This window comes from Sphingobium sp. B8D3B (genome assembly GCF_025961875.1).
In the GTDB taxonomy this organism is placed as follows: domain Bacteria; phylum Pseudomonadota; class Alphaproteobacteria; order Sphingomonadales; family Sphingomonadaceae; genus Sphingobium.
On the sequence record NZ_JAOQON010000001.1, the window covers coordinates 3,234,974 to 3,256,531 of the forward strand.

Genomic DNA, 21,558 nt, shown 5'->3' on the forward strand with positions numbered 1-21,558 from the left:
GACACAGCTTGGAATACAGGGAGCCAAATGACATGACCAACAAGAGCGAGACGCAGGCCCAGATGCAGGCAGAGATGCCGGCCCAGATGCAGGCAGAGCTTCCGGCAAACGCAGCCGTTCCGGCCGAGCAGGCCCCGGCTATGGCCCAAGCTGCCGCACCGGCTCCCTCCGCCGCCGGTCATGCACCTGTGGCGCCCGCGACCTCACACGCGACCCTTGCCGCGCACAGCGCCACGCCCAAGAAGGTGAAGGCCAGGACGCACAAGAAGGACGACGAGGACGAAGCCGCCCAAAATGGCGACCAGAAGGATGCCGACACTGCGCAGGCCGACGCGGACCAGCCCGAAAGTGCCGTGCAGGCCTCGGCTGCCGGCGGACAGGGTCATGTCGGTGAAGGCCAGTGGGCCGATCGCGTCTATGCCCAGGGTGCTGCGGGTGCCGGCGCTGGCGGCGGATCGGGCAGCTTCTTCTCCACGCCCGCTTTTTATGTGCTAGGCGCTGCCGGTGCGATCGGCGCCGGGTTCGCGATCTTCGGCGGCGGCAGCGATGAGGCGAGCATCGCTGCGCCCAAGCTCGCGCTGAAGACCGATACCGGCGCTTCGGCGACCGACTACATCACCCAGGACGGCACGATCAACGTCACCGCCATCACCGGCACCAACGCCTGGGAATACTCCACCAATGGCGGCTCGACCTGGACCGCCGGCACCGGCACCAGCTTCACGCTGGCCGAGGGCAGCTACGCCGCCGGCGCTGTGCAGGTTCGCCAGAAGGACGCGACCAGCGGCAAGACCAGCGAGGCCGGCAAGATCGCCAACGCCATCACGGTCGACAAGACCGCCGCCGCCGCACCGGTCATCAACGCGGTCGCCGGTGACGATCTGGTCAACCAGGCCGAAACCCAGGCCCCGGTCAGCGTCTCGGGCACCGCCGAGGCCGGCACCAGCATCACGGTCACCTGGGGCACCACCACCAAGACGGTCACCACCGCCGCCAACGGCACCTGGACCACCAGCTTTGCTGCCAACGAACTGCCCGCCGATGGCGCCACCAGCATCACCGCCAAGGCAACCGACGCCGCAGGCAACATCTCCGCAACAGGCTCACGCCCCGTTACGGTCGACAGCAGCAACTACATCACCGGCACGGTCGCAGCAGGCCCGGTGATCGCCGGCATCGAGATCAAGGCCTATAAGGCCGATGGCACGCTGCTCGGTTCTGCGGTCACGGATGCCAGTGGCGCGTTCCGCGTGGCGTTCAAGGGCTATACTGGCCTCGTGCTGGTCGCCGCAACGGACCCGACGACAAATGCGCAGGGCTATCTCAACGAAGCCACTGGCACTCAGGCCGATATCGATGTGATGCTCCGCGCCGTTGCCACGGTGACGGCGGGCCAGGATGTCGTGATCAACATCAGCCCGTTTACGGAAGTCTCCACGCGTCTCATGTCGTCGGGGCTTGCCGCCAGTGGCGCCACCAACCTTGCCAATCTCTCCGCGGATGTCGCGGCGAAGGCCAATGCGACCGTCGGAACCCTATTCACCGACAATGTCGACACGCCGTTGACCGCGCAACTGATGAAGCTGGTCATCGACAGCACCGGGGCGAACACTGCCGCCTCCGCGAACGTTTACGGCGTCTACCTCGCCGCGCTTCAGGGCTGGGCGCATAGTGAAGGCCTCACGCTGGACCAGGCGATCCAGCAAATCGTAGATGCCATCACCTCCACCGCCAAGGGTGCCAACACGACGCTGGCCGATCTGGGACAGGCTCAGGGCCAGCTGCTCGCCGACATTCTGATCCAGGGTTTTCACGATGTCACCCAGGCCAACCCGGCCTTGGCCAATGCCTCGCTGCCGCAGGCCCAATTGCAGCAGCTCGGCATGATCAACGACACGACCGGGCCGGCATTCAGCGGCGGCAGCACGGTCAGCGTGTCCGTCCTCGAAACGGCGGCCCCCGGTACGCTGCTCTACACCGCCACGGCCTCCGATCCCTCCGGCAAGACGAGCTATTCGATCGCCTGGGGCAGCGGTCCCGCGCCCTTTGCCGCCTATGATATCGCAGATTTCTTCACCATCGATCCACAGACCGGCGTGATCAAGACGGTCCAGACCCTCGATTATGAGGATCGCGCCAGCTGGTCGATCGAGGTCACAGCGACCGACTTCTGGGGCAATCAGAGCGTCCAGGCCGTCACCGTGAACGTCGGCAATGTCAACGAAGCGCCGGTTCTGGATCATCCGCTCGCCGATCAAGTCGCCACGGCCAATCAGCCGTTCAGCTACATCATCCCCAGCGACGCCTTTTACGATGTCGACGGCGATACGCTGACCTACGCTGCGCAGCTTGTCGATGCGCAAGGCAATGTCTCGGCCCTGCCGAGCTGGCTGACGTTCAATGCGCAGACCGGCACCCTCAGCTCCACGGCCGCCCAGGCGCTGACCGACCCGATCACGATCCGCGTGACAGCGTCCGATGGCAGCCTCACCGCCACTGACGATTTTACCCTGTCGATCGCGAGCGCCCCAGTCGTGACGGAAATCGTCGCGAACAAGGCGGTTGCGATGGGAGCGAGCACCGTGACGTTCACGGTCACGCTCAGCGAGGGTGTCACCTATCCGTCGAGCCCTGTTCCCGAGGTTGTGCTGCGGTTCGTTGCGACCAACACATATCTTGCGACAGCCACTTTGGACGGAGCCGCCACGGCCGCGTTGAACGACCCCACGAAGCTGGTGTTCACGGCTCAAGTGCCGGTGACGGACACCACGGAAGTGCGAATCCTGGCACTGAACTTCACGGACGTGACGGGTCTGGTGTCCGGCGAGCCGGTCTCTTCGGACTCAGGTCAGCTCGTGACCTACGGGGCGCTGCCGTTCGTTGTCGACAGCACGGCGCCTGCCCTCACCAGCGCGACGCTCACCGTGAACGAGAACGCCACTGCGGTGGGGACCCTCTCCGCCAGCGAAGCGGTGAGTTGGGCCCTGGCGCCCGGCGGCGATGCTGGCCTGTTCACGCTGAGTTCTTCAGGGGCGCTGAGCTTTGCCGCACCGCGCGATTACGAGACGCAGGCCCACAGCTACACCATCAACGTCAACATGACGGACCTGGCGGGCAACATGACGTCGCAGGCCGTCACGGTAAACCTGGCCAACGTCAATGAAGCGCCGGTCGTCGCGCATCCGCTCGCAGATCAGGCGACCGTGCAGGGGCAAGCGTTCAGCTACACCGTGCCGTCCAACAGCTTCTCGGACGTCGACGCTGGCACGACCCTGACCTACACGGCTCAGCTGGTGGGCAGCGGCGGCGCCCTGTCGGCCTTGCCGTCCTGGCTGACCTTCAATGCGGCGACCCACACATTCTCCTCGACGTCCGCGCCGGCGCTCGCCAGCCCGATCACGGTGCGGGTGACCGCGTCCGACGGCAGCCTGTCGGTCTCGGACGATTTCACCGTCTCGCAGGCCTCTGTGCCGGTCTTCTCCACCAACCTGAATGGCGTCACCAATCTGGATGTGCGGTCCGACGTGGTCTTCAACGCGAGCGAGAATATCGCACTGACGACGGTCGACGGCACGTACACGATCAAGCTGGTCAATGATGCCAACAGCGGATCGAAGACGGGCTATTCCGGCACACTCGGGGAATCCGTCGACAACACGCAGACGCTGGTCGTCACTGTCAGCGGCGGGGTGGCTTCCGCCAAGTGGAACGGCGCGACGGTCAACGTCAACGACGTACTCTCCGTCTCTGGCAACAAGCTGATCATCGATCCGGTCTACGACCTCGATTTCTCGAACAATTACCATGTCGAGATCGGCGCGGGACTGTTCATCGGGCAGACCTCTGGCCTTGGCAACGCGGCGGTGGCGAGCGGTGCGACCTTCGCGACCGTCACGCCCAACACCACCGGTTCGGGGGCAGCGCTGGTCTCGGGCGGAGCGGCCTCGCAGATCATGCATGCAGACGGCACGCTGGCCGCCAGCCATAAGTGGGTGGGGATCGATAACGTCGGCAACACGGCGGTTGCTTCGGCCACGTCCATCGGCAGCCTCTCTGCCGCGGGCTATGCGCTGGTGGTCAGTGACCGCGACGCCTCCGCTGACATCGGCACCTGGGACTTCTGGGTCCGGGCGACCGACTTCGGTGCCGACGATCTGGTGTATCTCGATAATCAGCAGAACGGCACTGCGGGCTGGGATTTGTCTACCACATCCTTTGCCAGTGGCGATTCGCCCAATGACAACGATACGCGCGTCGGCTTCGGCACTTACAACGTGACGGCGCCGTTCCCGAACAGCAGCCAGTCGTACATCGACCTCGATATTGGTGGTGAATGGCGTGAAACGCCTGACGCGGTTCAGACTTATTTCCAATCTGCGACACCACTTTTCGTAGGCGGATGAATATCCATCAGGGTCGGATGAGCATCCGGCCCTGAACAGTGGGACCTGTGGGATAATCGAAAGACGAAATATTCAATTTTACTTTCGTAGGGGGCAAAAAATGGCCACGACTTCAAAATATATCATTATGAGCACTGCAGCCGATAATTCCAACATTATCGACTTCGGCCTGAATTACGGTACGCTGTCGCTGGACGGGCAGGAGATGCAGTTTCTCGGTTCGGCTCTGGTCGATGCCGTCTTCGTCCGACCGGGCGCGACTTATTCCCTCAGCATGGGTGCGGGCGCAGATCGCATATATTTTGAAGGGGCACTGGCCGACTATACGCTTACCAGATCTGGCGCGACGCTCACGCTGACGCGGACGGCTCAGGGCAAAGTGGAGACGGTCAGCCTCGCCGGCGCTAACTCCGCGACGACCCCTGATGTGCTGGTGTTCTCGGATGGCAGCGTGGCGGCCAATGCGGTGTACAATCATGTCTCGAAGGGTGACCCATTGCCGGTGCCGTCCGGCGAGACATCTGTCGCGCCGAGCGGACCGGCCGCGCCGGCGGCAGTCCTGTCCGCGACGGTCAAGGTCGTGTCTTTCGACGGGACCGGCGAGACGATTGCGCTGTCCAAACCGGGTATGAAATTTCAGGTGCTGGGCAATGCCGGCGTCGATGTTGTTTACGTCTCTGATGGTGCGACGGTCGATGCCTCGGCGCTCGGAAACAGCACCGATATTGTCTACATGCGTGGTCACTGGGCCGATTACACCAAAGTGGTCTCGGGCTCGAAGATGACCTTGACGCGGACCGTTGGCGGTCAGCTCGAAACAGTTGTCGTCTCGGCCGCCGGCAATGCGCTCAACGATCTCCTCGTCTTTGCTGACGGCGCCGTGCGCTCACAGGTTGCCGGCACGGCTGTGAAGGCGGACGCCAACGTCGCGATTGCGGCTATCTCCGGCTACGACGCAACGACGATTACGCCCGGTCTCAACGAGGCGCCGGTGCTTGCAGAGGCACTTGTCGATCAGATGACGGTCGAGGGGCAGGCGTTCACTTACAGCATCGCGGCCGGAAGTTTCACGGACCCGGATGGCGATGCGCTGACCTACACGGCGCAGCTGGTCGATGCGCAGGGCAATCTTTCCGCATTGCCGTCCTGGCTGAGCTTCGATGGCGCCACCGGCACCTTCTCGTCCACGTCCGCGCCGGCACTGGCCAGTCCGATCACCGTTCGCGTCACGGCCTCGGATGGGAGCCTGTCGGCATCCGACGACTTCACCATCGAAGCGCATCCTGTGCCGCTCCTTTCGACCAATGTCGATGGCGTGACCAACCTTGATGTGCGGTCCGACCTCGCCTTCACCTCGAGCGAGGACATCGCTCTGACCGCTGTCGACGGCGTTTATGAGATCAAGATCGTCAACGATGCCAACACGTCCGCTAAGGCGGGATATTCCGGCTCGTTGGGTGAAGCGATCGACAACACACAAACGTTGGTCGTCACCGTCGTCGACGGCGAGGTCTCGGCGACCTGGAACGGTGCGGCCGTTGCCATTGCGGATGTCCTCACCATTTCGGGCGACAAGCTGATCATCAATCCCAAATATGATCTCGATTTCTCGAACAATTATCATGTCGAGATCGACGCGGGCCTGCTCGTTAGCGCGACCTCGGGTCTCGGCAATGCGGCCTTGCTCAGCGGCGCGACCTTCTCGACCGTCACGCCCAACACCAGCGGCACCGGAGCCGCGCTCGTTACCGGCGCTGCGGCTTCGCAGACCATGGTGGCGGATGGCTCTCTGACCGCAGGCCACAAATGGGTCGGCCTCGACGGTATTGGCAACACGGCGGTCTCGGCTGCCACGTCGATCGGTAGCCTTGCCGCGGATGGTTATGCGCTGATTGTGACGGACAGGGACGATTCGAGCGTGGTCGGTACCTGGGACTTTTGGGTCCGCGCGACCAATTTTGGCGCTGACGATCTCGTCTATCTGGACAACCAGCACAACGGAACGAGTGGGTGGGATCTGGCAAGCACCTCGTTCGGAAGCGGCGATGCCGCCAACCCGAATGACACGCGCGTCGACTTCGGCACCTACAGCGCAACTGCGCCATTCCCAAACAGTAGTCAGGCCTGGATCGATCTCGATATCGGTGGCGAGTGGCAAGATTCGCCGGCCGCTGCGCAGGCTTTCCTACAGTCACAAACAGCTCTTTTTGTAGGCGGTTAAATCATGCCGGGCCAGATCGAAATCTGGCCCGCCTTAACGCGTTTCCTCGAGAACATTTTCTAGCAGAATTTTTTGAAATTCTCTTCCGGAGTCAAAGGTCATGGCAATCACGTCGAAATATATCATCATGAACACCACCAATGGTGGCAACTTCATCGATTTCGAGCTGAATTACGGAACGTTGTCTCTGGATGGGCAGGAAATTCAGTTTCTGGGCTCCTCTTTTGTGGACGCCATCTTCATCCGTCCCGGCGCGACCTATTCGCTGAGCACAGGTGCGGGCGCGGACCGCATCTATTTTGAAGGATCGCTGGCGGATTATACGGTAACGCGGACCGGTGCGACGCTGACCCTGTCGCGCACGGTCGAAGGTAAGGTCGAGACGGTCAATCTCGCCAGTGCCAACTCGGCCACGACGCCCGACGCGCTGATTTTCGCGGACGGCACGGTCGCGACCAACGCGCTGTACAATTATGTGTCGAAGGGCGACCCGCTCCCGGTGCCGTCCGGCGAGACCTCGACCGCGCCGACCGGCGCTGCGGCGCCGGGCGCGGACCTGTCCGCCACCGTCAAGGTCGTGTCCTTCGATGCCAACGGTGAAACCATTTCCCTCTCCAAGCCGGGCGTGACTTTCCAGATTCTCGGTAACAACGGTGTTGATGTCGTCTATGTGGCAGATGGGACGACCATCGATGCATCGGCGCTGGGTGGCGGCACGGACGTCATCTATTTCCGCGGCCGGTGGAGCGATTACACCAAGACGGTGAGCGGCTCGCGTATGACGCTCACCCGCGCGGTGGGCGATGACGTCGAGACCGTGACGGTGTCGGCAGCGGGCAACACGCTGAACGATCTGCTCGTCTTCGCCGATGGTGCCGTGCGCTCGCAGGTGGCGGGCACAGCGGTCAAAGCCAATGCCACCGTCGCCCTCGCCGACCTGTCCGGCTACGATCCCGCCACGGTGACACCCGGCCTCAACGTGGCGATCCAGTCCATCGCCCAGCCGGCCGCGCCGAGCTGGTTCAAGGTCGGTGACACGCTCAGCCTCACGCTCAATTTCTCGCAGCCGGTCGTGCTGGCCGAAGGCAAGACCGTCACGGTCGTGGCGTTGATCGGCGGGCAGGAAGTGCTGCTGACGGCAACCGGCACCAGCGCAACGGCGGCTGGCGTGCGCGGGCTGGAGTTCACAGCGGCGCTGGCCGGCAATCTCTATGATGGCGACGGCATCACGCTCAAGGCGGACAGCCTCGCGCTCGGCACTGCCACGACCGACGATTTCAAGGGCGAGGGCGGCCTGCCCGTCGTGCTGACGTCACCGGCGATTCAGGCGCCCAATATCCGCGTCGATACCGGCGCGCCGGATGCCGCGGCCCTCAACCTTGTCGGGAATGCGGTCAAGGGCGTCGACGCGGCGCTCTCTGCGGATGGCGTGTTCTCGCTGACGGCTGAAAACCAAGCCACCGTGCAGATCGAATTCCGCAGCGCCAACGGCGTGATCGTGCGGACCGTCACCGGCACAGGCGCCGCGCAGGCGATCACGCTCAGCGCCGCCGATCTGGCCGAGCTGGGCGATGGCCCGGTGCAGGTCTCCGTGCAGGTCACCGATGCCGCTGGCAATGTGTCCGCGCAGAGCGACCTCAGCTTCACCATTGACGGCGAGGCGCCGGGCGCACCGGTGCTGTCTCTGGGCACGGGCGTCGGCACGGGCGCGACGGCGGCGGAAGCCACGTCGGCCAACGGCGTGGTCCTGGTGACTGCCGAGGCCGGATCCAGCGTGGCGGTGACGTTCACCAACGGCGCCAACAGCATCACCAAGCAACTGAGCGCCGACGGGACGGCGCAGCCTGTCGTGCTGACGGCAGAAGATCTTGCGACGCTGGGCGATGGCGAGATTGCCGTGTCGGTCACGGCGACCGATTCTGCGGGCAATGTTTCGGCGGCGACGCCGGTTGCCTTCACGCTCGATACCGTCGCGCCCAGCGCGATGGTGGCCAGCGCGGATGCGCAGAGCGGGATTATCGCGATCACCGGTCAGGAAGCCGGATCGACCATCGAATACAGCATCGATGGCGGCCAGAGCTGGAGCCAGAGCTTCGCGGCGCGGGCCGGCACCAATGCCGTTCAGGTGCGCGAGGTGGACGCTGCGGGCAATGCCTCGGCGCCGCAGTCGCTGAGCTTCGATCTGGTGACGGCGCTGCCCGTTCTGTCGGTCGGGCTGACGCAGGATAGCGGCCTTTCGGCCATTGACGGGCTGACCAGCAATGGCAGCCTGCAGGTTTCCGGCGTGAGCGCGGGCGCCACGGTGGAGTACAGCATCGATGGTGGGCAGAGCTGGACCAGCGCCTTTACGGCGGTGGAAGGGCTCAACCATGTCCACGTTCGCCAGGTGAACGGTGCGGATCTCTCCCCGCCCGTGCTGCTGGTGTTCACGCTCGATACGGTCGCGCCGGAGGCGCCCGCGATCACTGTCGCTGCGAATGTTGCGAACGGCGCGACCGCTGCGGAAGCGCTCTATTCCGGCGGCGCCGTGCAAGTGGCGGCCGAAATCGGCACGTCCGTCGCGGTGACCTTCGCGACCGCGCAAGGCAGCGTGGTGAAGACCGTCTCTGGCATCGGCGCCGCGCAGGCCGTCGTTCTCGATGCTGCGGATCTCGCCATTCTGGGTGATGGCGAGGTGGCGGTCTCCGCTGTCGCGACCGATGCATCCGGCAATGCCTCGGTCATCGCGACCAGCGCATTCACGCTCGACACCACAGCACCGGGCGAACCGCTGCTCGACCTGATCGGCGATGCGCAGAAAACAGCCGCAGAAGCAACCGGCGCCGAGGGCGCCATGGCGGTGACGGCGGATGTCGGCAACAGCGTGCGGCTGGTGTTCAGCGGCGTCAGCGGTACGGTGACGAAGCTCGTGCAGGGCACGGGCTCGGCGGTCGCAGTCAGCCTGACGCAGGCCGAGCTGACCACGCTCGGCAACGGCACTGTCGCCGTTTCGGCCACGGCCAAGGATGGCGCCGGCAATGTGTCGGCAGCGTCCGCGCTGAGCTTCGCTCTGGACACGGGTCTGCCCGATGCGCTCGTCGTCGAAGGCAATGAATATACCGGAATCCTCAGCATCACCGGCCAGGAGCCGGGTGCGCTGATCGAGTTCAGCGTCGATGGTGGCGCGACGTGGAGCAAGAGCTTCACGGCCAATCCGGGCCCCAATTCGGTGATGGTGCGCCAGACCGACGTCGCCGGCAACATCTCGCCGGCGACGCTGGAGGAGTTCACGCTCGATCCCTCGATCACCCTGACGTCGCTGTCCCTCTCGCTCGGCAATGATACCGGCGTCTCGAACACGGATGGCGTGACCTACGACGCCAGTCTGGTCGTCGAGGGCCAGGAGAGCGACACCGCGCTGCAATACAGCCTCGATGGCGGCGAAAGCTGGAGCGACGACATCGGCAATCTGGACGGGGCGACCCTGCTGGCTGTCCGGCAGTTCAACGCCGTAAGCGGCAAGTTCTCCGCCGCGTCGATGATGAGCCTGACGGTCGACACAGCGCCGCCTGCCGCGCCGACGGTCACGCTGGGCGCGGGCGTCGCCGATGGCGCTTCGCTGGAAGAAGGCACATCGAGCGGCGGTATCGTGCGCGTCACTGCGGAAGCCGGGTCCACCGTGGTGGTGACCTTCACCGGCGCCGACGGCGTCGTGGAAAAGACGATGACCGGCACCGGTGCCCCGAAGGCGGTTCTCCTCTCGGCTGCCGAACTGGCCCAGATCGGGGATGGTCCGGTCGCGGTCACGGCCGTGGCCAGCGATGCAGCCGGCAACACCTCCCTGAACGGTACGGCCAGCTTCACCCTGATGACGGCGCTGCCTGACTCGCCGCTGCTGCAAATCGTGGGGAGCGAGACCAAGTCGCTGGCCGACGCCCTGTCGACCGACGGCGTGCTGACGGTGACAGCCGCAGCGGGCCTCGGCGTCCGCCTCGTCTTCACCGGCGTGAGCGGCACGGTCGTCAAGGTCATTGCCGCAGCGAGCGGCGGTGAGGACATCATTGCGATGACGTCCGGCGATCTCGTGACGCTGGGCGATGGTCCCATCCTCGTGACCGCGCTTGCGCTGGACGTGGCCGGCAACGCTTCGGCGCCCGCCACGCTCGACTTTAGTCTGGATGCGGTGCCGCCCGCGGCGCCGCTGCTCACGCTCGGCGTGGGGGTAGAAAATGGCGGCGCGACCTCAGCCGAGGCCAGCGCCGGCGCCGTGCTGGTGAAGGCCGATACCGGCACCATCGTCACACTCACCTTCACCCATGGCAGCAATGAGGTTGTGAAGGCCATCACCGCCAACGGCGCCTCGCAGGTGATCCATCTCACGGCTGGCGACATGGCCCGGCTCGGCGATGGACAGGTCCAGGTGACGGCTGTCGCCACGGATGTCGCCGGCAACCAGTCCGATCCGGCGCAGGCGGCCTTCATTCTCGACACGGCCGTGCCGGTTGCTGGCCTCACGCTGGTCGGCGGCAGCACCAAGTCTTCGGCTGACGCGCTCTCGGTCGACGGCGTCGTGCTTGCCGCTGCCGAAAACGGCGCGGCGATCAAGGTGACGTTCAACGGCTATTCGGGCCGCACGGAAACGGTCAATCTGATCGGCACCGGCACGGCACAGGCCGTGACGCTGACGGCAGCCCAGATCGCGGCCTTGGGTGACGGCGTCGTCCAGGTCTCGATGGTCGTCACTGATCTGGCGGGCAATCAGTCCTCGCTCGAAAGCCTGACGTTCAATCTCGACGCTGGCGCGCCGGAAGCGCCGACGTTGACGTTGGCCACTGCCGCTGCGAACGGCGCGACGGAAGCGGAAGCGACGGCCCCCACCGGGATTCTCACGCTCTCGGCCGAACCCGGTGCCGTCGTCTCGGTGACCTTCAGCGGGTCTGTCGGCAGCGTGACCAGAACGCTGGTCAGCGATGGCGCACCCAAGACGATTGTCCTCACCGCGCTGGAACTGCAGACGATCGGTGACGGCGCCGTGGCCGTGTCCGCCGTCGCCAGCGATGCCAGCGGCAATGTCTCCACCCCGGCGACGTCCAGCTTCACGCTGGACCGGCAGGCGCCTCTTGCGCCCACTCTCGCCCTTGGTGCCGGCGTTGCCGGCGGTGCGACGCAGGCCGAAGCGCTCGCCAGCACCGGTGTAGTCACCGTGCGTGCGGAAGGCGGGTCGGCCATCACGGTCACCTTCGCCGGGTCGCAAGGCACGGTCTCGAAGCAACTGGTTGCCACGGGTGCGGTTCAGGCGGTGACTCTCACTGCGGCTGATCTCACCACGCTGGGGGATGGCGCTATCTCTGTGACCGCGACCGCGACGGACGCGGCAGGCAATGCCTCGCCTGTGGGCACACCGCTCGAGTTCGCGCTGGATCGGGTGGCGCCCAGTGCGCCGACCCTGGCGCTCGGCACCGGCATCGCAGACGGTGCGTCGGCAGCGGAAGCGTCGTCGCAGGGGGGCGTGGCTCTGGTCACCGCCACGGCCGGGCTGACGGTGAGCGTCACGTTCAAGAATGGCAGCAACCAGATCGTCAAGGAAGTGGCGGCCACGGGCGCGGCGCAGGCGGTGGTCCTGACCGAAAACGACCTGGCGACGCTGGGCAGCGGCACGATCTCGGTCAGTGCCCTGGCCCGCGACGAGGCGGGCAACGCCTCAACGGCCGCTACGTCCAGCTTCACGCTGGACACGGTTGCCCCGGCGGCTCCGCTGGTCTCGCTGATCGGCGCTTCGGCCAAGACCAGCACCCAGGCTGCCAATGTGCTCGGCGTCGCTCAGGTGACGGCGGAGAATGGCTCGGCTGTCACGGTGACGTTTACTAATGGCATCAACAGCGTGGCCAAGACGCTGACCGGGACGGGAGCGGCGCAATCCGTTGTGCTGACGGCCGGTGACGTCGCATCGCTCGGCAGCGGGACCATTGCCGTGTCCGTCACCGCGATCGACGCAGTGGGGAACATCTCGCAGTCCGGCAATGCGACCTTCGTCATCGACAACACGCCGCCTGCTGCCCCCGTCATTGCGCTGGGTGCGGGCGTGGCGGATACCGCCTCGCTGGCGGAAGCCACGGCGAGCACGGGCGTCGTAACCGTCGCGGCTGAGGACGGCGCGACGGTGACTGTCACATTCACCCGCAGCGGCAATACCGTGACCAAGACGGTCACTGGCACCGGCACGGCAAAGGCTGTGGTCTTGACGGCCAGCGATCTGGCGGCGCTCGGCGACGGGACGATCTCCGTCTCCGCCATCGCCAAGGATGTGGCCGGCAACACCTCCGCTGCCGCCACACCGGCAAGCTTCGTGCTGGATCGAACGCCGCCCACGGCGCCGGTGCTGGCGCTTGGCGCCGGCGTCTCCAATGGCGCGACGCTTGCCGAGGCCAAGGCCGCCACGGGCGTGGTGACCGTCACGGCGGAAACTGGCGCTGCCGTCACCGTGACCTTCACCAATGGCGTGAACAGCGTCACCAAGACGCTGACCGGCACGGGCTCGGCCCAGGCTGTCACGCTGACCGCCGCCAATCTGGCGACGCTCGGCAACGGCACCATCTCGGTGTCCGCAGTGGCCCGTGACACGGTCGGCAATGACTCGGCGGCGACGAGCCGGACCTTCACGCTCGACATGACCCCGCCCAACAATCCGACGCTGACGGTGGTTGGCTCTACGGAGAAGTCCGCGGCGGCAGCAAGCAGCTCGGCGGGGGCCGTGACGGTTTCGGCCGAACTCGGCTCGGCTGTGACCGTGACGTTCACCAATGGCGCCAATGTCGTGACCAAGACCATGACCGGCACCGGTGCCCCGCAGATCGTGACGCTGAGCACGACCGATCTGGCGACACTGGGCGACGGCTCCATCTACGTCGCGGCAACCGCGACCGACACGGCAGGCAACGTCTCCGCCGGCGGCGGTTCGGTGCAGTTCACGCTGGATCGGGTCGCGCCGAATGCGCCCACGCTCACGCTGGCTGCGGCCATTGCCGACGGTGCATCCATGTCCGAGGCGCTCGCCGAAACGGGCGTCGCGACCGTCATGGCCGATGCTGGCTCGCTGGTCACCGTGACCTTCGTCAACGGCTCCAACAGCCTTGTGAAGAATGTGGTCGCCACCGGTCTCACCCAGGCCGTCACGCTGACGCAGGCGGATCTGACGGTGCTGGGCAATGGCACGATCTCGGTGTCGGCGGTCGCCACGGACGCGGTTGGCAATGAATCCGCCGAAGCCAGCCGCACCTTCCTGCTCGACATGACGCCGCCCAACCCGTCCGTCCTCGCGCTGGTGGGCTCGCCCGCCAAAACGACGGCGCAGGCAACCGGGGCCGGGGGTGTCGTCAAGGTCACCACGGAACCGGGCGCCACGGCAACGATCAAGTTCACCAGCACGGCCGGCACGATCACGAAGACGCTGGTCGGCACCGGCGTGGCGCAGACGGTCCTTCTCTCTGCTGCTGACGCGTCTGCTCTGGGTAACGGCACGGTGAATGTGTCCGTGCAGGTACAGGACTCGGTCGGCAATCTCTCGACCGCTGCCACGACCAGCTTCACCATCGACGATGTCGCGCCAAATGCGCCTGTCATCGTGCTGGGCACCGGCGTGGCCGACATCGCCTCGGCGGCGGAAGCCACGGCGGCCACCGGTGTCGTCACGGTGCAGTCGGAAGCCGGCGCCGCCATCACGGTGACCTTCACCAATGGCAGCAAGAGCGTCACCAAGGCGCTGACCGGCACGGGATCGGCGCAGGCCGTGGTGCTGAGCGCCGCTGATCTTGCGACGCTGGGAGATGGCACGATCGCCGTCAGTGCCAGCGCCAAGGATGCTGCCGGGAACACATCGCCCGCAAGCACCAGCAGCTTCACGCTGGACAGCGTCGCGCCGGTTTCGCCCACCCTTGTGCTCGGTACGGGCATGAGCGACGGGGCCACGCTGGCGGAAGCCAGAGCGGCGACCGGCGCCGTGCTCGTGACCGCGGAAGCTGGCACGACGGTCACGGTGAGGTTCACCAACGGCAGTGCGAGCGTCGAAAAGTCGATCGTGGCCGCCAGCGGTCCGAACCCGGTGACGCTCTCGGCATCGGATCTCACGTTGCTCGGCAACGGCACGATTTCGGTTTCCGCCGTAACCAAGGATGCGGTGGGCAACGCCTCGACGCCGGTGACGGCCAGCTTCACGCTGGATATGGTCGCCCCGACATCGCCGACGCTGGCGCTGCTGGGCGACGCCACCAAGTCGTCCACCGGCGCCGCCTCGCCGTCTGGCGTGGTGACGGTGACGGCGGAAGCCGGTGCGGTCGTGAAGGTCACCTTCGCGCGTGGCAGCAACACGGTCGTGAAGACCCTCACCGGAACTGGGACCGCACAAAGCGTCGCGCTCTCAGCGGCCGAAGTGGTCGCCCTGGGCGATGGCACCGTGGCCATCACGGCCGTGGCGACGGACCCGGCGGGCAACGCCTCGTCCATTGCCTCGGGCGTGCAGTTCACGCTGGACCGTGCAGCGCCGGGTGCGCCCACGATCAGCCTAGGTACGGGTGTCGCGGACATCGCTTCAGCGGCGGAGGCCACGGCGGCAAGCGGCGTGATCAGCATCACCGGCGAAATCGGCTCCAGCATCTCCGTGGTGTTCTCCAACGGCTCGAACAGTATCGTGAAGACGCTGACGGCGACTGGCTCGCCTCAGGCTGTCGTGCTGACCACGGCTGATCTGCAGGCGCTGGGTGATGGCACGATTGCCGTCACCGCGCAGGCGAAGGATCCGGCGGGCAACGAGTCGGCCGAAACGGCCAGCAGCTTCGTGCTCGACCGGACGCCACCGGCGACGCCGACCATGACCCTCTCGGACGGCATCGCCGGTGGCGCTACCGCCCTTGAGGCGCTGGCGAGCACGGGTGTGGTCAAGGTGACGGCGGAGGCCAATGCGCTGGTCACGGTCGTCTTCACCGCCGGGGCCAACAGCGTCACCAAGACGTTCACCGGCAATGGCCTCACCCAGACGGTGTCGCTGACGGCGAACGATCTGGTGAAGCTGGGCAATGGCGCGGTATCGGTCTCCAGCTTCGTGACGGACGCGGTCGGCAACCAGTCGGCCGCCGCCACCAGCACGTTCACCATCGATACCGTGGCGCCGACCGGCCCCACGCTGCTGCTCTCGGGCACGGCATCGAAGAACGCGGAGCTTGCGGTCGGCACGGTCGCGACGGTCACGGCCGAACAGGGTGCGACCGTCACCGTGACGTTCGTCCAGGGTACGGTGGAAATCACCAAGACGCTGGTGGGCACGGGCGCGGCGCAAGACGTCGTTCTCACGGCGACCGACGTGGCTGCCTTTGCGGACGGTGCCATCACCTTCTCGGCTGTGGCGCGGGATCCTGCCGGCAACGCCTCCGTGGCTTCGGCAACCCGTCAGTTCACGCTCGATCGGGTGGCGCCCGCCGCGCCCGTCATCGCGCTCGGAGCGGGGGTTGCGGACGGCGCTTCTTCTGCGGAGGCGATAGCAGCGGGTGGCGTGGTCACTGTGAGCGGTGAGAATGGCGGCACAATCCAGGCTGTGTTCATCGGTAACAGCGGCTCTGTGACCAAGACGGTTGCCGCCGACGGTACGGCCAAGCCAATCGTGCTGACCACTGCCGATCTCGTGACACTGGGCAACGGGAATGTCCTCGTTTCGGCGCAGGTGACAGACGCCGCGGGCAACGTCACCAGCGCCGATCCACTGACCTTCCTGCTCGATACCATCGCGCCGACCGCGCCGGTTATCACCCTGCCGTCTTATTTCACGGGCGGTGCTTCGAGCGCCGAGGCGTTGAATGCCGCAGGTGCCGTCACTGTGACGGCCGAGGCCGGTTCGGTGGTCACTGTGACGTTCGCCGGCACACTTGGCCCTGTGGTGCGGACGGTGATCGGCACCGGCTCGGCACAGGCGGTGATGCTCGATGCGTCTCAGCTCACCACGCTGGGCAACGGCACTGTCACCGTCACGGCGACAGCGACCGACGCCGTGGGCAACATCTCGGCGACCAGCGCCAGCAGCACCTTCGTACTCGATACCGTCAATCCGACTGTCGTTCTAAGCGCCGGTAGTGGTGCAAACACCAACAGTGCCACGGTGCAGTCCTCGGAACTCGGTACGGTCTATATCGTCAATACGGCGATGATCCCGACGGTGACGAAACTAGAGGACATTACTGGCATCGACGGGAAATATTGGAACTCCGTCAACATAACCACCGCAAACAGTAACACGACCATGCAAATGCTCGGCTTGGCTAGCGGAAGTTATAAGGCCTATTCGGTCGATAATGCCGGTAACATCTCTGCGGTTAGCGCGAACACCTACACGGTGAATGCCGTGGTTGAGGCCGGCGCCGTCTTTCAAGCGTCGAATTCGATAGGTTTTGGCTTCTTCGGTTCGTCGACCAACGAGTTCGTCGGTAACTCAATCGATTATGCCGGCGATGTGAACGGCGATGGCTATGGCGACTTCATCGTGGGCTCTACGGCAACGGGCAACTGGGCCCGTGCCTATGTCGTCTTCGGCGGCCCGACCAATCTGAGTGGGCCGTACAATGTCAGTTCGCTCATAGCCAGCAACAACACGCTGGGCTTCTACATCAGTGCGTCTCAATATGCTGAATATGCAGGCCATACCGTGTCCAATGCCGGCGACGTCAATGGCGACGGCCTGAACGATCTTCTGGTCGGCGCCTACGGCCGCGACAATACCAATGACCTGGCCGGCGGTGCCTATATCGTTTATGGCAAGACCGGCGGAACCTTCGTCGATCTCGCGCAGCTCCCCGGTGCGGTCGGCGCGACAAAATCGAATGGCTTTGTTCTGATCGGCAGCAACGCGGATGGTCGCGCAGGCTTCTCAGTCTCTGTTGCAGGCGATATTAACGGCGATGGCTACGCCGATTTTGTTGTCGGTGCCTTCGCGCAGGACGGAACGGCGACTGACACGGGGCGAGCTTACGTCGTTTATGGTCGTTCCAATAACAGCACGATCCAGCTTTCAGACCTTAGTGCGGCCAGCAACACGCTGGGCTTCATGATCGAAGGGTCGAGTGGGGGTGACCAGTTGGGATATACGGTCAGCGACGCGGGAGACGTCAATGGCGACGGCCTGAGCGATTTCATCGTTTCATCTTTTACGGCCGATACCCCCGGCAACAATTCCGGCGCGGCCTATGTCGTCTTCGGCCAGACGGGCACCAGCGGCGCCACCCTGAACGTGTCTGCCCTGACGGCTGCCACGAACACTCGAGGCTTCATGATCAGCGGGTCCAGTGCAGGCGATAATTTGGGCTTTTCCATCGCGGGTTCCGGCGACATCAATGGTGACGGCCTGTCCGATCTGGCCTTTGCCGCCGCTTATGCGGATACGTCTGCATCGAATGTAGGCAAGTTCTACGTAGTCTTCGGCAAGTCGGACGGAGCTGGCGTTGGCGCCAGTGCCCTGTCCGTAGCCGGCAACACGCTTGGCTTCGTCATTAATGGGTCCAGCACTGACGATAATGCGACCAGCATCTCGGTGATCGGCGACATGAACGGCGACGGGCTGGCCGATCTGCTGATCGGCTCAAGCGTTTCCGATTCGAACGGCGGCACAGATGCAGGCAAGGCCTATGTCGTCTTCGGTAAGACGGACAGCAGCGCCGTGGACCTTTCCGCCCTCTCGGTGGCCGGCAATACGCAAGGTTTTGCGATCAATGGCACGGGTCAGGTGAGTGCGTTTTTGGGCAAGTCCGTGTCGGCGGGCGATCTCAATGGCGACGGCTTGGTCGATCTGATGATTGGCGCAAACTATTACGACTATTGGAATACCGAGGGTGGCGGCGTCTTCGTCATCTATGGCTCGACCTCGGGCGTATTTTCCAACGCTGCCAAGGTCAGCCAGATGGGAACCTCAGGCGCCGACACGCTGATTGGCACGTCCGGCAACGACTCGCTTGTGGGTGCCGTAGGCAACGACGTGCTGCGCGGTAACGGCGGCGCGGACGTGCTGTATGGCGGTGCGGGCAATGACCGGATCATCATCAACGCGGACAATGTCGCCAAGCTGGGGGTCTCGGGCGCGAGCATCCAGGGCGGCCTCGGCACCGATACGCTGGCACTGGACGGAGCGGGCATCACGCTCGATCTCACCACGCTGAAGGATGCTTTCGTCAAGGGCATCGAGAAGATCGACCTCACTGGCTCGGGCAACAATACGCTCAAGCTGAACCTGACGGACGTGCTCAACCTGCACGATCCGGAGGAGAGCGCGTTCAACGAGTTCGAGGCGCTCACCGGCAAGGTCGGCAAGCAGCAGATGATGGTCGATGGTAACAGCGGCGATGCCCTGCAGCTCGTCGGTAGCTGGCTCGACAGCGGTGTGGACGTGCAGGACGGCACCCGCAGCTACAGCGTCTACAACTATGCCGGGGCTGCGGTGCAGTTGCTGGTGGACAATCAGGTCACCGTGACGGTGCAGGACAATGCTGCCCCTGCGCCGAGCTTTGCGGACACGAGCGTCAGCGGCACCGGCACGGACGTGGCCGTCGTCCGCTCGACGGAAGTGGGCACGCTCTATCTGGTGAACACCACGGCTATTCCCACGGTCACCACGCTGGCGGATATCACCGGCAAGGACAGCAAATACTGGAACTCGGTCGCCATTACGACTGCCGATACCAACACCAACCTCAGCCTGCTCGGCTTGGCCAGCGGGACGTACAAGGCCTATGCGGTCGACGGGTTGGGCAATCTCTCCTCGCCGAGCGCCAACAGCTTCACCGTGACGCCCGTCATCCAGGCGAGCGCGATCATGCAGGCTAGCAACTCGGTGGGCTATATGATCGCCGGTTCCAGCGGCACCGAGTCCTTCGCTGCATCGGTCAGCGCTGCGGGTGATGTGAACGGAGACGACTATGCCGACTTCGTGGTTTCGGTCGGCGGAGCTAACCAGACCGCCTCGAAATCCTATGTCGTCTTTGGCGGACCCAACAACATCTACGGCAGCGTGATCGACAGCATATACAATGTCGCAACTGGAACGGCGGGCTTCGCCATTCTGGCCTCGTCGGCGAGCGATTATCTTGCCAATGCGGTTAGTGCGGGCGATGTGAACGGCGACGGGCTTGGCGATCTGATCGTCGGTGCCACCGGCGTGGATAATGTGAATACGCTCTCGGGCGCTGCGTACATCGTCTATGGCAAGACTGGGGGCGCAACGGTCGCCGTATCGAGCCTGTCCACGGCCGTGTCCGCGGGCTTCCAGCTGCTGGGTGGAACCTCGAGTGAATATGTCGGCTCATCGGTTTCTGCCGCTGGCGACATCAATGGCGATGGTTATGCCGATCTGTTGGTGGGTGCGCTTGGAACAGGCGCAAGCACGCAGGGACGCGTGTATGTCGTCTATGGCCGGTCCAACAACAGCAGCCTCAGTCTCTCGGCGCTCACGGCCGCGACCAACACGCTCGGTTTCATCATCGATGGCTCAAGCGCCAACGATCAGTTGGGCATGAGGGTGAACGGCCTTGGCGATGTGAACGGGGACGGCTTGGCCGACTTCCTGGTTGGCTCGGCAATCATCGACCCGAATGGTGTGGGTGATGCCGGCGGGGGCTATGTGGTCTTCGGACGGACGGGGACCAGTGGAGCACCGCTTAACCTTACAGCGCTGACCGCAGCGACCAACACGCTCGGTTTCGCGATTAGCGGCTCGAGTTTGGGTGACAATACCGTGCAATGGACTGCTGCCGGCGACATCAATGGCGACGGTCTGTCAGATATTGTGGTCCAGGCGCGCGTGGGGGACACCCCCTCCGCCACCGACGCAGGCAGAACCTACGTGCTGTTCGGCAAGACCAGCGGCGCAGGGGTGAATGTCAGCCAGCTTACGGCCGCCGGGAACACGCTCGGGTTCGTCATCAACGGCTCAAGCGCGTATGATTATCATAACCGGGTGTCGGTGATCGGCGATATGAATGGCGACGGTCTGGCTGACCTCGCAATAGGATCGTGGCAGGCGGATACCAGCCTCGGGGTTGACGCGGGCAAGGTCTATGTCGTCTTCGGCAAGACCGACAGCAGCCCAGTGGATCTGTCCGCACTGAGCGTTGCCGGAAATACCCAAGGGTTCGTCATCGAGGGCAATCAGGCCGGTACGCTCACCTTCGGCGCGGTGGCCGGCAGCGATCTCAATGGCGACGGCCTGGCCGACCTGATCATCGGCAGCAGCAATGCGGATGTGAATGGCCTGACCGATAACGGTGCTGCCTTCGTCGTCTATGGTTCGACTTCGGGTGTCTTCTCGACCAGCAAGGTCAGCCAGATGGGGACCGCCGCGGCCGATACGCTCACCGGCACCACGGGCAACGACTCCCTCATTGGCGGGGCTGGTAACGACATCCTCTACGGTAAGGGCGGCATCGACGTGCTCTATGGCGGCACGGGCAATGACCGGATCGTGCTCGATGCGGACAATGTCGCCAAGCTTGGCCAGTCCGGGTCCAGCATTCAGGGTGGGCAGGGCATCGATACGCTGGCGCTGGAAGGGACAGGCATCATCACCCTCAACCTCACCACCCTGAAGGACGGTGTAATCAAGGGCATCGAGAAGATCGACATCACCGGTGCGAGCAACAATACCCTGAAGCTGAACCTGACCGATGTGCTCAACCTGCATGATACGGACGAAAGCGCGTTCAACGCGTTCCAATCCATCACCGGCGCGACTGGGAAACAGCAGTTGATGATCGACGGCGATGCCGGAGACTCGGTGCAACTGGTCGGAGCCGGCCTGTGGGTGGACAGCGGCCAGGACTATACCGACGGCGGTGTCAGCTACAGCCTGTACAACTACAACGGGGCTGCGGTTCAGTTGTTGATCGACAACGCGGTCACCACGACCGTTCTCGCAGCCTGAGGTCGCAGGTC

3 protein-coding genes are annotated in these 21,558 nt (G+C 64.5%); all 3 read left to right on the top strand.

Going from position 1 to position 21,558, the window contains the following annotated elements:
* Window positions 1–32 precede the first annotated feature (32 nt).
* The 3 genes from M2343_RS15240 to M2343_RS15250 all read left to right on the top strand — a co-directional run bounded on the left by M2343_RS15240 (window position 33) and on the right by M2343_RS15250 (window position 21,547).
* A complete protein-coding gene (locus M2343_RS15240; protein ID WP_264577281.1) occupies window positions 33–4,403 on the top strand; it encodes a putative Ig domain-containing protein in 4,371 nt (1,456 codons plus the stop codon).
* A 100-nt stretch (window positions 4,404–4,503) separates the two neighbouring features.
* Window positions 4,504–6,624, top strand: a complete 2,121-nt coding sequence (locus M2343_RS15245; RefSeq protein WP_264577282.1) for a putative Ig domain-containing protein — start codon at window positions 4,504–4,506, stop codon at window positions 6,622–6,624.
* A 100-nt stretch (window positions 6,625–6,724) separates the two neighbouring features.
* Window positions 6,725–21,547, top strand: a complete 14,823-nt coding sequence (locus tag M2343_RS15250; RefSeq protein WP_264577283.1) for an Ig-like domain-containing protein — start codon at window positions 6,725–6,727, stop codon at window positions 21,545–21,547.
* The last annotated feature ends 11 nt before the right edge of the window (window positions 21,548–21,558 follow it).